The sequence below is a fragment of the Labrys sedimenti genome, assembly GCF_034424805.1.
In the GTDB taxonomy this organism is placed as follows: Bacteria; Pseudomonadota; Alphaproteobacteria; order Rhizobiales; family Labraceae; genus Labrys; species Labrys sedimenti.
This window is the reverse complement of the sequence record NZ_JAXOUF010000001.1, coordinates 337,189-351,647: the sequence shown is the minus strand read 5'-3', so window position 1 is coordinate 351,647 and position 14,459 is coordinate 337,189. Positions and strand designations below refer to the sequence as shown.

12 protein-coding genes are annotated in these 14,459 nt (G+C 62.8%); 2 read left to right on the top strand and 10 right to left on the bottom strand.

Going from position 1 to position 14,459, the window contains the following annotated elements:
• Position 1: 1 nt before the first annotated feature.
• The 4 genes from U1R88_RS01640 to U1R88_RS01625 form a co-directional block, all read right to left on the bottom strand.
• Positions 2-1,192, bottom strand: coding sequence for an amino acid ABC transporter permease (locus U1R88_RS01640; RefSeq protein ID WP_322429700.1), 1,191 nt, complete (start codon positions 1,190-1,192; stop codon positions 2-4).
• Positions 1,193-1,398: 206 nt separating this feature from the next.
• A complete protein-coding gene (locus U1R88_RS01635) occupies positions 1,399-2,412 on the bottom strand; it encodes an amino acid ABC transporter substrate-binding protein (protein ID WP_322429699.1) in 1,014 nt (337 codons plus the stop codon).
• Positions 2,413-2,525: 113 nt separating this feature from the next.
• Positions 2,526-3,539 (bottom strand): amino acid ABC transporter substrate-binding protein, encoded by a 1,014-nt coding sequence (locus U1R88_RS01630; RefSeq protein WP_068295483.1) that lies wholly within the window; start codon positions 3,537-3,539, stop codon positions 2,526-2,528.
• A 110-nt stretch (positions 3,540-3,649) separates the two neighbouring features.
• Positions 3,650-4,663 (bottom strand): amino acid ABC transporter substrate-binding protein, encoded by a 1,014-nt coding sequence (locus U1R88_RS01625; RefSeq protein WP_068295485.1) that lies wholly within the window; start codon positions 4,661-4,663, stop codon positions 3,650-3,652.
• Between the two features lie 724 nt (positions 4,664-5,387).
• On the opposite strand from U1R88_RS01625, the gene metC reads away from it, so the two are divergent.
• On the top strand, positions 5,388-6,578 hold the full coding sequence (gene metC / locus U1R88_RS01620; RefSeq protein WP_322429698.1) for a cystathionine beta-lyase: 1,191 nt from the start codon (positions 5,388-5,390) through the stop codon (positions 6,576-6,578).
• 241 nt (positions 6,579-6,819) lie between these two features.
• Here the strand turns inward: metC and U1R88_RS01615 are convergent, their stop codons facing one another.
• The 4 genes from U1R88_RS01615 to U1R88_RS01600 all read right to left on the bottom strand — a co-directional run bounded on the left by U1R88_RS01615 (position 6,820) and on the right by U1R88_RS01600 (position 9,738).
• The gene (locus tag U1R88_RS01615) at positions 6,820-7,167 is read right to left on the bottom strand and encodes a lipid-A-disaccharide synthase N-terminal domain-containing protein (RefSeq protein ID WP_068295489.1); all 348 of its coding nucleotides are present in this window, start codon (positions 7,165-7,167) and stop codon (positions 6,820-6,822) included.
• Positions 7,157-7,906 (bottom strand): glycosyltransferase family 2 protein, encoded by a 750-nt coding sequence (locus tag U1R88_RS01610; protein ID WP_322429697.1) that lies wholly within the window; start codon positions 7,904-7,906, stop codon positions 7,157-7,159. Before U1R88_RS01610 ends, U1R88_RS01615 begins: the two co-directional genes overlap by 11 nt.
• A 13-nt stretch (positions 7,907-7,919) precedes the next feature.
• On the bottom strand, positions 7,920-8,732 hold the full coding sequence (locus U1R88_RS01605; protein WP_322429696.1) for a phosphatase PAP2 family protein: 813 nt from the start codon (positions 8,730-8,732) through the stop codon (positions 7,920-7,922).
• 103 nt (positions 8,733-8,835) lie between these two features.
• A complete protein-coding gene (locus U1R88_RS01600; RefSeq protein ID WP_322429695.1) occupies positions 8,836-9,738 on the bottom strand; it encodes a cell envelope integrity EipB family protein in 903 nt (300 codons plus the stop codon).
• Positions 9,739-10,115: 377 nt separating this feature from the next.
• On the opposite strand from U1R88_RS01600, the gene parE reads away from it, so the two are divergent.
• The gene (gene parE / locus U1R88_RS01595; RefSeq protein WP_322429694.1) at positions 10,116-12,215 is read left to right on the top strand and encodes a DNA topoisomerase IV subunit B; all 2,100 of its coding nucleotides are present in this window, start codon (positions 10,116-10,118) and stop codon (positions 12,213-12,215) included.
• 141 nt (positions 12,216-12,356) lie between these two features.
• On the opposite strand, the gene U1R88_RS01590 is transcribed toward parE, so the two are convergent.
• Together U1R88_RS01590 and U1R88_RS01585 are read right to left on the bottom strand one after the other, a co-directional pair.
• Positions 12,357-13,211, bottom strand: a complete 855-nt coding sequence (locus U1R88_RS01590) for a MurR/RpiR family transcriptional regulator (RefSeq protein WP_322429693.1) — start codon at positions 13,209-13,211, stop codon at positions 12,357-12,359.
• 28 nt (positions 13,212-13,239) lie between these two features.
• Positions 13,240-14,316 carry a polyamine ABC transporter substrate-binding protein gene (locus U1R88_RS01585; RefSeq protein WP_322429692.1) on the bottom strand — a complete coding sequence of 359 codons (1,077 nt, stop codon included), beginning with the start codon at positions 14,314-14,316 and terminating at the stop codon, positions 13,240-13,242.
• Positions 14,317-14,459 lie beyond the last annotated feature (143 nt).

Below are 14,459 nucleotides of genomic sequence, written 5' to 3'. Positions count from 1 at the left end.
CCTACCTCTCCACCAGCGCAACGCGCTTGTTGAACCAGTTCATGAAGCCCGCAATCGACAGGCTGATGATCAGATAGACCGCCATGGTGATGCCGATGCACTCGATCGCCTGGTTGGTATTGTTGAGCACTGTGCCGGAAAACACCTGCACCAGATCGGGATAACCGATGGCCACCGCCAGTGACGAGTTCTTGGTCAGGTTGAGATACTGGCTGGCGAGCGGCGGCACGATGATGCGCATGGCCTGCGGGATCACCACCAGGCGCAGATTGTGGCTCGAGCGCAGGCCGAGAGCACCGGAAGCTTCCGTCTGGCCATGCGGCACGCCGCGGATGCCCGAGCGCACCGTCTCGGCGATGAAGGCAGCCGTGTAGATGCTCAGGCCCAGAAGCAACGCCACGAATTCGGGCTGTAGCCGGAAGCCGCCGGTGACGTTGAAGCCGCCGACCTTGGGGTAATCCATGGTGAAGGGCATGCCAGCCGCGAGGAAGGCCAGCAGCGGCAGGCCGACGACCAGCGCCAGATTGACCAGCAGCACCGGTGGCCGCTTGCCGGTCTCCATCTGCTTGCGCTTGCCCCAGATGGCGAAGCCGATGGCCCCGAGAACGCCGACCAGGAAGGCACCGCCGACCAGGCCGGAACCCGCCTGCGGCATGGCCGCCGGAAAGAAGATGCCGCGATTGTTGAGAAAGATGCTCTCGCCGAAAGTGATCGACTGGCGCACGCCCGGCAGGGGCTTGAGCACGGCGCCGTACCAGAACAGCAGCTGCAGCAGCAGCGGGATGTTGCGGACGACCTCGATATAGACCATGGCGATCTTGGCGACGATCCAGTTGCTGGACAGCCGGGCCACGCCGATGATGAAGCCCAGGATCGTCGCGAGGATGATGCCGAGGGCGGCGACGATCAGCGTGTTGGTGATGCCGACCAGCAGCGCCCGGCCATTGGTGGACAGCGAGGTATATTCGATCGGGGTCTGGCCGATATCGAAGCTCGCCGTGCGTCCCAGGAAATCGAAGCCGAGAGTACGGCCCTGCCTGGCCAGGTTTTCGACGGCGTTCCAAGCGCCCGTCAAGATGATGAGCAAGACGATTGCCAGCAGCAAGATCTGGAAGACAACCGCCCGTAACTTCGGATTGTTGAACCAGTGGGTACGCCCGCCGCCGTCTCCCCGGTCGACTGCCAACGTCATTGTCTCATTCTCCCCAACACGCAGATAGTCCTCACCCTTTTTCTACGGATTCCTCTGGAGCAGAGTGCATTCAAGGCTGAATATTCATCCGCTCCACCTTCTGCCTTGATGCGTCGTTGCGATCTTGGCTGCCTTCGCCCGATCGCCAAACGCCTCAGAAAACCACCCCGCCAACACGGAACGCGTCTTGCCGGAACCGTTCCGCCTCAACGGATCGGCGGCGCGTATTGCAGCCCCTTGTTCGTCCACAGGGCATTGAGACCGCGCTCGATCTTCAGCGGCGACTTCGCGCCGAGATTGCGATCGAACACCTCGCCATAATTGCCGACCTGCTTGATGACGCGATAAGCCCACTGGTTGTCGAGGCCGAGCTGCTTGCCGAAATCGCCCTCGGTGCCGAGCAGGCGCTTGATGTCCGGCTTGTCCGACTTCAGCATCTCGTCGACATTGGCCTGGGTCACGCCGGACTCCTCGGCCTGAAGCAGCGCGAAATAGACCCATTTGACCACGTTGAACCATTGATCATCGCCCTGGCGGACCGCGATTCCCAGCGGTTCCTTGGAGATGATCTCCGGCAGCACCACATGCTCGTCCGGGTTCTTCAGGGCCAGGCGTACGCCATAGAGCCCGGAGGCATCGGTGGTGAAGGTGTCGCAGCGGCCGGACTCATAGGCATTCTGCGCCTCGCCGATCGTGGCCAGCGTCAGGATCTGGTAGGGCTTGCCGATGCTGCGAAAATAGTCGGAAAGATTGAGCTCGTGCGACGTGCCCTGCTGCACGCAGACCGTAGCGCCGTCGAGCTCCTTGGTCGATTTCACGCCTAGCGACTTCTTCACCATGAAGCCCTGGCCGTCATAGTAGTTGGTGGCGGCGAACAGGAAGCCGCCGGTCTCGCGTGTCAGGGTCCAGGTCGTGTTGCGCGGCAAGACATCGATTTCGGAGGCCTGCAAGGCCGTGAAGCGATCCTTGGCGGACAGAGGCACGAACTTGGTCTTGTCGGCATCGCCCAGCACGGCAGCCGCGAGGGCTCGGCAGTAATCGACGTCGAAGCCCGCCCATTTGCCCAGCTCGTTCGGGATGCTGAAGCCCGCCAGGCCCTGATGGGCGCCGCAGATCAACTGGCCGCGCTGCTTGACCGTGTCGAGCGTAGCCGCACCTGCCATGGAAACACTCAAAGCGGCGAAGACGCCAACGGTCGCCGCGCAGAGTTGTTGCCTCATCAATGTCCCCCTTCGATCCCGGTCCGGCTCAACAGCACCGCCACCGAAGTGCCGTGCCGCCATGTCTGCGTTTTCGCCCCGGAGACAAATCTCCGGGGCAGATCTTGTCGATTTCAACGGATCGGCGGGGCGTATTGCAGGCCCTTGTTGGTCCACAAGGCGTTGAGGCCGCGCTCGATCTTCAGCTTGGATTGGGAGCCGAGGTTGCGATCGAAGATCTCGCCGTAATTGCCGACCTGCTTGATCGCGCGATAGGCCCACTGGTTGTCGAGGCCGAGCTGCTTGCCGAAATCGCCCTCGGTGCCGAGCAGGCGCTTGATGTCCGGCTTGTCCGACTTGAGCATCTCGTCGACATTGGCCTGGGTCACGCCGGATTCCTCGGCCTGGACCAGGGCATAGTAGACCCATTTGGCGATGTTGAACCACTGGTCGTCGCCCTGGCGGACCGCGATCGCCAGCGGCTCCTTGGAGATGATCTCCGGCAGCACGACATGCTCGTCCGGGTTCTTCAGGGCGAGGCGCACGCCGTAGAGCTGGGACGAATCCGACGTGAAGGCATCGCAGCGCCCGCCTTCATAGGCGTTTTGCGCCTCACCGATCGTGGCGACTGTCAAGATCTGATACTTCTTTCCGAGGCTCCGGAAATAGTCGGAGAGGTTCAGTTCCTGGGTCGTGCCCTGCTGCACGCAGATCGTAGCGCCGTCGAGGTCCTTGGCCGACGCCACGCCCAGCGACTTCTTCACCATGAAGGCCTGGCCGTCATAGTAATTGGTGGCGGCGAACAGGAAGCCGCCGGTCTCGCGCGACAGGGTCCAGGTCGTGTTGCGCGGCAGCACGTCGATTTCGGAGGACTGCAACGCCGTGAAGCGGTCCTTTGCCGAGAGCGGCACATATTTGGTCTTCTCGGCGTCTCCCAACACGGCGGCCGCAAGAGCGCGGCAATAGTCGACGTCGAAGCCCGCCCATTTGCCTTGTTCATTGGGGATGCCGAAGCCGGCAAGGCCGGCATTCGAGCCGCAGATGAGCTGGCCGCGCTGCTTGATAGTATCGAGCGTACCGGCATTCGCGGCCGCAACCCCCAAGGCGACAAACGCACCCGCAATCGCCAGAGAAAATTGCTTCTTCATGAATGAAATCCCTTCGTCAGTGGCTGATTTGGAGCGGGGCCGGAGAAGCGCTGTCAACCGCCCTCCGAATTCCGCTCCGCAACGGTCCCTCAGGACTTATTCCGCAATTCTCAACGGATCGGCGGGGCGTATTGCAGGCCCCCCTTGGTCCACAGATTGTTGAGGCCGCGATCGATCTTCAGCACGGTCTTGGGGCCGAGATTGCGGTCGAAGCTCTCGCCGTAATTGCCGACCTGCTTGACGATCCGGTAGGCCCACTGGTTGTCGAGGCCGAGTTGCTTGCCGAAGTCACCCTCGGTGCCGAGCAGGCGCTTGATGTCCGGCTTGTCGGACTTGACCATCTCGTCGACATTGGCCTGGGTCACGCCGGCCTCTTCAGCCGAAAGCATGGCGTAGTGCACCCATTTGACCACATTGTACCATTTATCGTCGCCCTGGCGCACGGCCGCGGCCAGGGGCTCCTTCGAGATGATTTCGGGAAGCACGACATGGTCGTCGGGATTGGCCATCTTGACGCGCACCGCATAGAGGCCGGAGGCGTCGTCGGTGTTGACGTCGCAGCGCCCGCCCTCATAGGCCCTTGCCGCTTCTTCCGGCGTATCGAAGCTGACGATGTTGTAGGGGAGGTTGTGGGTCCGCATGTAGTCGGAGATCGTGAGCTGGCCGGTCGAGCCCTGCTGGGCGCAGATCGAGGCTCCCGAGAGTTCGGTCGCCGATTTGACGCCGAGTGACTTCTTCACCAGGAAGCCTTGGCCGTCATAGAAATTCACGCCGGCGAAGAGCATGCCGGCGGTGTCGCGGCCGAGCGTCCAGGTCGAGTTGCGGTTGAGCACGTCGATCTCGCCGGACTGCAGCGCGGTGAAGCGGTCCTTGGTGGAGACCGGCACGAATTTGGCCTTGGTCGCGTCGCCCAGCACGGCTGCGGCGATCGCGCGGCAATAGTCGACGTCGAGGCCGGTCCATTCGCCCTTCTCATTGGGCGCGGCGAAGCCCGGCAGTCCGGTGTTGACGCCGCAGATCACCTGGCCGCGCTGCTTGATGGTATCGAGCGTATCGGCGTGCGCGCCGAACCCGCTCAACGCCAGCGCCGCACCGGCTACCGCGGTAAGAAGTGTCTTTCTCATGGATGGAGGCCCCTGTTCGCTTCGTTGTCAGTGTAACGAGAATGCCCTTGGACGGCTGGCTGCGGCGTCAGAACCGGCCAGCTCACCGGGCTTGTTTGACGTTTCCAAAGCTCAAAGCACGTTCTATCGCGAGCGCCCTCTGACTTCGGTTCTTTGTTTCGACGCGTCGTGGCGATCTTCGGCGTATCCGCCAAATCCCTCAACGCTTTAGGACAAAACACGCCTAGACGGAACGCATTTTGAACCACATCTTTGTTATCGACGACAGGGCGAGGTCCGAAACCATCGCCAGACTGCTAAACGTCGTGATTTTTTGAACTGCCGCCACCTCTTCCTGCGTTCGCGAATGGATGTTTCGAGCGTTCCCGGCGATGGCCGGGAGGAACGGGCGTTCCGTCGAGGAGGTATGATGACGAGCTCAACGATCCGGACATGCCTCGCCGGAGATGAGAAACGACCTGCCGGCCGTGCGTGCTGAAGCGGTCATTGCAAGGTCCCCCGTATCGATCTGTCCCGCGGCAAAAGCGCCCAGCTTGTTCTCGCCGGTTACGACCCGTGCCTTGCCGCCGATTGCAAGCGCTTTGGCTGCCCACGTCAAGCGGAATTCGCGAAAAGCGGCCGAATATTCACAAAACTGGTCTGTGGAAGATGTCGCGACCTTCGAGATTGACGCAGGGGCGGCCGGGGTCGAATGTAACCGTTTCAGGACCCAATCGAATCTATCATGAAGAAGATCAGCAAGGACGAGATCGCGACTTTCGGTGAAAATACGCGTCTGGTTATCGGCGGGCGCGAACCATCCGAATATCACGGCTTCGTCAATCCGCCCGTCTATCACGGCTCCACCGTTCTCGCCCCGACGACGAAGGATCTCATCGACCACACGCCGCGCTACAGCTATGGTCGCCGCGGCAATCCGACCAGCGACGCCCTGGAAGAGGCGCTGAAGACGCTCGACGGCAGCGCCGGCGTGGTGCTGTGTCCCTCGGGCCTATCGGCCGTGTCGACTGCCCTGCTCTCCTGCCTCTCGGCCGGTGACCATTTGCTGATGGTCGATTCCACCTATCAGCCCACCCGGCAGCTCTGCGACAAGGTGCTCGGCCGTTTCGGCATCGAGACGACCTATTATGATCCGCTGATCGGCGCCGGCATCGAAATGCTCCTCCGCCCGAATACGAAGGCGGTTTATCTGGAAGCCCCGGGATCGCAGAGCTTCGAGATGCAGGACGTGCCTGCGATCGCCGAGGTCGCGCACCGGCACGGTGCCACCGTACTGCTCGACAATACCTGGGCCACCCCCCTGTTCTTCGACGCCTTCGGGCATGGCGTCGACCTTTCGATCCAGGCCGGCACCAAATATATCGTTGGCCATTCCGATGCGATGTTCGGCGTGGTCTCGGCCTCGCGCAAGGCTTGGCCGGCGCTGAAGGGCTTCCACGGCGATTCAGGTCAATGCGTCGCGCCCGACGACATCTATCTGGCGATGCGGGGGCTGCGCACCATGGGCGTGCGCCTGCGCCAGCATCAGGAAAGCGCGCTACGGATAGCGAAATGGCTGGCCAAGCGCCCCGAGGTGCAGCGCGTGCTGCATCCTGCGCTGGAGGGCGATCCGGGCCACGCCATCTGGAAGCGCGATTTCAAGGGCTCATCCGGCCTGTTCTCCATCGTGCTGCAGCCGGCACCGCTGGAGGCCATCGGTGCCTTCCTGGACGATCTCAAATTCTTCGGGCTCGGCTATTCCTGGGGCGGTTACGAGAGCCTTGCCATCCCCTTCGACTGCAAGACCTATCGCAGCGCCACCAGCTGGGATCCGGGTGGCCCCTGCGTGCGCCTTCATATCGGCCTGGAAGATGTCGCCGACCTGATCGCCGATCTCGACGCGGGCCTGGCGCGGTTCAGGGCCGCAAGGGGATAGGACGCAGCTCCGCTGCATTGCGGTTCATTCAAGAAGGAAACGCTCCGAATTATCATAGCCGGGCCAAGCCCGGCTATCCAGAAGCCGCACGCGGAATGCTGGCTTTCGCACCAGATTGCCAGGTCAAGCCCGGCCATGACTAAGGCCGAGCAACCACATAGACGCTCCAGTGAATTGCACTGCGGCACTGCCGCGCCTTTTGCTGCGACGATAACGTCCTGGCACCGATACAGCCGCCGTCCTAGCTCGAGGCGCCTTGCCCCTGCTCCCTTGCCTCGCGCTTTTCCTTCAGCACCAGCGAGACGTTGCGGATATAGATCGCCAGGCCCGAGCCCTGGCCGATGATATAGACGAGGTCGGCCCTGACCAAGGCATAGAGGAAGAGCAGGCCGCCGCCGCCGATCGACAGGATCCAGAAACTGAAGGGGATGACGCTCTTGCCCGCCCGCTCGCTCACCCACCACTGGATGACGAAGCGGGCAGTGAACAGGGCCTGCGCGAACAGGCCGAGGATCAGCCAGAAGTCGAAATTGGTGTAGAAGACATTGTGGAGATAGCCGCCGAGGGCGTTCGACAACTCAATCAGCATTCTGTCCCCCTCCGCTGACATCGGGCACGCGCTTGCGCCGGCGGATGAGCCACCACACGCCGACGAGATCGAGGATGCCGACCCAGAGCCTGTCGAAGAAACCGTAATTGGAAACGCCGGTCAGCCGGGGCCGGTCGACCACGTCGACATGGCCGACCTCGAAGCCCTCGCGCTTGACCAGGGCCGGCATGAAGCGATGCAGCGCATCGAAATAAGGCAGGGCCAGATAGACGTCGCGGCGGATGGCCTTGAGGCCGCAGCCGGTGTCGCGCGTGCCGTCCTTGAGAACAGAGGCCCGCACCTTGTTGGCGGTACGCGACTGCCAGCGCTTGAAGCCGGTGTCCTTGCGCCCGAGCCGTTGCCCCGCAACCATGCCGGTCGCGGCGCCGCCAGCGATCAGGGCGTCGACCAGGGCGGGAATATAGGCCGGGTTGTTCTGGCCGTCGCCATCGATGGTGACCATCAGGCGGCCGCGGGCATGGCGAATGCCCGTGCGCACGGCGCAGGACTGGCCGCAGGATGCCTCGTGGCGCAGGCTGCGCAGGTAGGGCAGTTCGCCCTTCAACCTGGCCAGTTCTGTCGGAGTCGCATCGCTCGAACCATCGTCGACATAGACGATCTCGAAACGGCGCCCGGCCAGGGCCGCGGCGATCTCCCGGATCAGCGGCTCGACATTGCCGGCCTCGTTGCGGACCGGAACGATGACGCTGATCTCAGGCGCATTGTCTTGTGATGACATGAAGAGTCGAACCTCAGCGGCGCGCTCGCCACGCCTCGATCAGCGTCTTTGCCGCGTCTTGCCCCCGCAACGCAAGAGCACCGTCGTGGTTTTGCCGGAAAACAAGACCGCGACGGCCCAGAAAGTCGGCGAACCAGAAGGTGGCGAACCAGCCGAACAGGGCGCCGGCAACCACATCGGCGGGATAATGGGCACCGAGGATCACGCGGCTGAGACAGACCAGCCCGCCCAGCGCGAACAGCCAGGGGCGCCAGCGCGCCCCACAGAGGAGGATGATTACCGCAGCCACCGTCCAGGCCGTGGTGGCATGGCCGGAGGGGAAGCTGGCATTGGCGGCGCGCCAGGAAAAGGGCTCGAAACTCCAGCTCGAGCCTGCCTCGACATGCAGGGGCCTGACGCGGCCGATCGCGCGCTTGACGACATTCACGGCGAGCCCGGTTCCGGCGATGGCGACAAAGGCGAAGGCAAGCTGCAGCCAGAGCTGGCGCAGGGCGGCATCGAGCCGCGGCGGCAACTCCAGATCGACAACGGCGAGCAGGACAAGCGCCACGCCGAGCGGAATGAGATAAAGGCCGGAATCACCGAGATAGGTAACGAAACGTGCCAGCCGCACCACAAGGCGAGGCCATTCGGGCAAGATGTGCAAGGAAGCCGGATCGGCGAGCACCATCAGGGCGATGACCAGTACGCCGCCAAAGGCGATGGCGGCGGGCGTCGCCACCCGTCCGAACAGCGGCCGTGCCGGCACGCGCGCCGGCGCCCGCAGCCGCTGGCCGAGCGCGCGCCAATTGTGCGTATGCGACCATTGACGAATGGCGTTTCTCATGACGCAGTGCCGGTCTGTGCAGCACCATCGAGCGAAGACGCAAGCTTGGCACGGCTGGCGCCGTCCGTGCCGGCCCGAAGACCGGCCCACCGCATCATGTCGCTCACTTGCATTCCGTCTGCGGCAGGAAATCGAGCGACACCATCGTTCCCTTCAGGCGAAAATCACCATAATCCAGGGTCAGGCTACCTGAAATGCCATCGGCATAGAGTTCGAAGGACATGGTGTAGACGGGTGTCTCCTCGCCGACGGCCTTCTTGGTCGGGTCGAAATAGGAGATCGTCACCGGCCAGCGATCGACGCCGTCGAGTTGCTTGGCCTTGGCCTCGACGCCTTCGCGCGGCTTGTCGGGGCCGATCTTGGCACCGATCACCGCGAGCGTGTTGTAGATCTTCTGGCCGCCATCCGATCCGTCATAGACCTGGCTCTCGAACACGTGCTCGCCGGCTCGCGCCGCCATGACGATCGCCTTCATCTGGCCGGTCGGGAAGAGAACCCGTTCGGATAGATCGAATTTGGTGGATTTGGGCTTCTTCAGCGCGACACCGACCGCCCCGCTCTCGGCCCGGCTGGCTTGGCCATCGACGCTGCCATCCAGCTTCTGGTTGGTGAAATTCTGCGAATTGAAGCGGAAATTGCGCCCCTTCTCGTCCTCGAATGTGGTGGAGCGCAGATCTGAGGTGTTGACGCCGCCGCCGCTCAAGCCGATTTCGGTGACCTGCCGAAAATTGAGCGCGTAGCCGCTGCAGGCATTGCCCGAGAAATCATACACGATGCGCCCGCGCATGCTGTCGACGCTCGACTGGTCCTTGCGGTGGTCGAGATTGAGATCGTAAACGGCCCGGTGCGCGACGAAGGGAACGGTCGCCGCCGCGGGGATCGCAGCGCTCGCCGCCACCTTCTGGGGCGCTACGCTGTCCTGTGCCGAGGCCATCCCCGGCACAGCCAGGAAGAGCACGGCCGGAAGAAGCACGATCCTTGGATGGACCGGAAGTGTCATCCGCATGAAGCAAATTTCCGTTTCAAAAATCGGCATTACCATAAGTGGCACGCCCTGATGCCACAATGCTCAAAGAGCCTGTCAATCATGACGGAATTAGGCCCAAAAAACGTGCCATTCCACATTCATCAACAACACCGTTTACGATCCGTTCGCGGCTGCGATACGAACATGCCATAATGAGCCGAACTGCGAATCGCCAAGCAGAGTTGTGGGGGGGGGGGGGGGGGGGGGGGGGGGGGGGGGGGGCGCTTCACTCACTCGTGAGTGAAGCGCAACAACTCTGCAAATGTCCGAAATCTTGCGGGTTATCCCTGATCGAACCCGCGATTCGATCAAGGATAACCCGCTCAGCGAAACGCATTGTGCGAGATACCGACTGCATGAGTGATACCTCCGATCTGTTCGGGAGCGACAAGCCCGCCCAATCAAAGACGAGCGCCGACAAGGCCGATAATGCGAAGCGACCATCGACCCAGTCGATTGCCGCCGCCTTGAAGGCTGGACTTGCTCCTAAGCCCGCCGCGGCGAAAGGCGGCGAAGATGGCTATGGCGCCTCCTCCATCCGCGTGCTCGAGGGCATCGAAGCCATTCGCATGCGTCCCGGCATGTATATCGGCTCGACCGGGCCGGAAGGCGACGGCCTGCACCATTTGTTCGCCGAAGTGATCGACAATTCGATGGACGAGGCGGTGGCCGGCCATGCCACCTTCATCGATGTCGAGCTCACCGCCGACGGCTTCGTCTCGATCACCGACAATGGGCGCGGCATCCCGGTCGAGCCCCATCCCCAATTTCCGGACGAGTCGACCCTCCAGGTCGTGATGACCAGGCCGCATTCAGGCGGCAAGTTCAACTCCGACGCCTACCAGACCTCCGGCGGTCTCCACGGCATCGGCGTCACCGCGGTGACCGCCCTGTCGGAACTCATGGAGGTGGAAGTGGCGCGCGGGCGCGAACTCCACCGCCAGCGTTTTGCCCGCGGCGTGCCGCTCGGCCCCGTCGAGCATATCGGTGCCGCCCCCAACCGCCGCGGCACCCGGGTGCGCTTCAAGCCGGACATCGAGATCTTCAAGCACGGTATCGCCTTCGATCCCAAGCGCCTGTTCAAGATGGCGCGCTCGAAAGCCTATCTTTTCCGCGGCGTCGAGATCCGCTGGAAATGCGCAGCCGAACTGCTGGTCGGCCATAGCGACGTGCCGGCCGAGGAGAGCTTCAAGTTCCCGCGCGGCCTGGAGGACTATCTGCGCTCGGCCAGCGAGGGCCTCGAACTCGTCACCGAGCAGATGTTCTCCGGCCGCGTACCCAAGCCGGAGGGACATGGTTCGGTGGAATGGGCCATCGGCTGGTTCGCCGAGGACGAGGGCTATGTCTCCTCCTATTGCAACACGGTGCCCACCCGCGAAGGCGGCACCCATGAGGCGGGCCTGCGCATCGCCCTGCTGCGCGGCCTGAAGGACCACGCCGAGCGTATCGGCATCAAGCGCGCCAACCAGCTCACCACCGAAGACGTGATGGCCTGCACGGCGGCCATGCTCTCGGTGTTCATCCGCGAACCCGAATTCTCGTCCCAGACCAAGGCCAAGCTGGTGACCACGGAAGCCAGCCGCATCGTCGAGCAGGCCCTGAAGGATGCCTTCGACCATTGGCTGGCCTCCATGCCCTCCCAGGCCGCCAAGCTGCTCGATTTCGTGGTGGAACGTGCCGAGGAGCGCCTGCGCCGCCGGGCCGAGAAAGACGTGGCCCGCAAGACCGCCACGCGCAAGCTGCGCCTACCCGGAAAGCTCGCGGATTGCTCGAACAACGCCGCGCAAGGCTCTGAATTGTTTATCGTCGAAGGCGATTCCGCCGGCGGCTCAGCCAAGCAGGCGCGCGACCGTTCCAACCAGGCGGTGCTGCCTTTGCGCGGCAAGATCCTCAACGTCGCCAATGCCGGCAAGGACAAGCTCGCCCAGAACCAGCAACTGCAGGACCTGGGACAGGCGCTCGGCTGCGGCATGGGCACCCAGTACCGCGATGATGATCTGCGCTACGAGAAGATCATCATCATGACGGACGCCGACGTCGACGGCGCCCATATCGCCTCGCTGCTGATCACCTTCTTCTGGCGCCAGATGCCGCGCCTGATCGAGCGGGGCCACCTCTATCTCGCCGCCCCGCCCCTCTATCGCCTGACCCAAGGCACCAAATCGCTCTATGCGCGTGACGATGCCCACAAGGATGAATTGGTGAAATCGGCCTTCAAGCCCAATCAGAAGATCGAGATCGGCCGCTTCAAGGGCTTGGGCGAGATGATGCCGGCGCAGTTGAAGGAAACCACCATGGACCCCAAGAAGCGCACGCTTCTCAAGGTCACGGTGATCGACGAGGAACGCGCGGAGACCTCGATTTCCGTCGAACGGCTGATGGGCAACAAGCCCGAAGCCCGTTTTGCCTTCATCCAGGAACAGGCCGCCTTCGCCGGCGAACTGGTGGATATCTGAGACCGAGTAGCACTGGAGTGCTCCCGGCGGGGCAGCACTTCTCCGGGTGCGCGAACGTCCCGTCCGCCTTTTCTCTGCAAACGAAGTGTTTCCACGAGCGGATGAGACATCCGCTCCCCCGGACATTCGCTGCGGCGAGGCTCAGGTCTCGAAATCGCCGAAGACGTCCTGGAGGCGGGTCAGCGCCTCGACGCGTTCGCTGACCTCCTCGCCCAGCACGACGATGATATTGCTCAGCATCAGGTCGAGCACGGCCGTGATCGTCGCCGCCCCGTCCCAGAGCGGGCCGTGGGATCCGGGCACCACCAGGCAGATGTCGGATACCTCCGCACCCCAGGGGCAGAACTCGTCCGTGATCAGCACCACCTTCACGCCCGCGCGGCGCGCCTCGATCGCCAGGGGCCGTGCCTTGGAGGCGAAGCGACGGACATCATGCAGGAAGAGCAGCCTGCCGCTCACCGAACCATCGAGCAGTTCGGCATAGGTGCCGTTCAACCCATCCACGAACTGCACGCGCGGACGCGTATAGGAAAGCTGGCTGGCGAAATACTGAGCGATGCCCCGCACATTCTGGTAGGCGGCGACATAGACCTCGCTGGCGCCGACCAGGGCCTCGATGGTCTGGTGCCATTCGGGCGAGGTCGTCAGGCCATAGATCATGCCGAGATTGTCGATCTGCTGCTGGATCAGGCCGGCCAGCAGCTTGCCGCCGCTAATATCCTCGCGCAGCCGGTCGACAGGCCCCTTCACCTGCCAAGCCGGATTGGAGCTGCCGCGCCGCAATTCGCGCTTGAGCTGGTCGAGGCCGTCGAACCCCATGCGCCTAAGATAGCGCCCCACCGTCATCGGCGAGAGTTCGAGACGTTCGGCGATCGACTTGGCCGTCTCGAACGGAAGATCGGCGATGTTCCGTTCGAGATAGTTGGCGATCAGCTTGTCGGATTTCGACCGCCGCAAGGCCTCGTCTTGCAGGAGCTTGAGGATACGTTGCGCCACATCACCTCCCCAGGGCGTGTCGTCGGCCTCACTGGGCCGTCTTGACCTTGGTCCAGACGCGGTCCAGCTGGCGGATGCCCGGGCCGAGATCCTGGAAGATCTGCAGCCTCTGCATGGTTTCCTGCGGCGGATTGATTTCCTTGCTATTCTTGATGTTGTCGGGGGTCAATTGCCGGGCCGGCAGATTGGGCGTGCCGTTGGTCTGCTGCGAGACATTCAGCGCCGCGATCTCGGGCCGAGTGTAGAACTGCAGGAACTTGATGGCATTCTGCTTGTTCGGCGCCGATTTGAGGACGCAGATGTCTTCCTGATACATGGTGGCCCCCTCCTCCGGGATCACGAAGCCGAGATCCTTGGGATTGCCGAACACATCGATCATCGCGCCGATGAAGAAATGCGCCGCGGCGACATCGCCCGCCCCCACCATCGGGCGGGCGTCGTAGGTAAAGGCGGCAACCTGCGGCTTCATGGCGATCACCGTCTCGGCCGCCTGCTGCAATTCGGCCGGATCGGTCGAGTTGACCTTGTGGCCGTTGAGGATCAGTCCGACCGCGAGCACTTCGCGCATGTCGTCGAGCAAGGTGAATTTCAGGCCCTTCGCCTTCACGGTGGCGATGAGATCCTTCCAGCCGGTGACATCCTTGCCCAGCACCTTGCGGTTATAGAGGATGCCGACGGAGCCGAAGGCATAGGGCAGGCAATATTCGCCCTTCGGATCGCTCTTGGCCCTGAGGAAGCTGGGGTCGATGTTCTTGAAGCCCTCATAGGCATCGATATCGGTCTTCTCGAGCAGGCCGAGCTTGGCCATGATGTCCTGCATGTGCACAGACGGGAACACGATATCGTAGCCCGTCGCGCCGCCCTGGATCTTGGCGAGCATCTCCTCGTTCGAAGAATAGGTCGAGAGATTGACCTTGATCTTGGTCTCCTCCTCGAACTTCTTCAGGACCGCCGGATTGATGTACTCACCCCAATTATAGACATTGAGCTCCTCCGCCCGGGCGCTGCCCGCCGCCAGCAGCGCAGCGAGCGACAGGGCCAGGCCCGCGCACCAGGCGCGACGCTTCGCCCGGCCGCGACCGGCCGCGTCAATGGTCTTGGTCATCGAAATTCTCCTCTGGTGGCTTGCGCCGGGCACGGACCTCCAGGGTCCGATTTTCCTTCGCGCTTTGCGGGCCACGGCTTCTGCCGGCCGTTGACTTCGCCCCATAAATGGTATCCAAATATCTTAACATAACAAGAGTTATT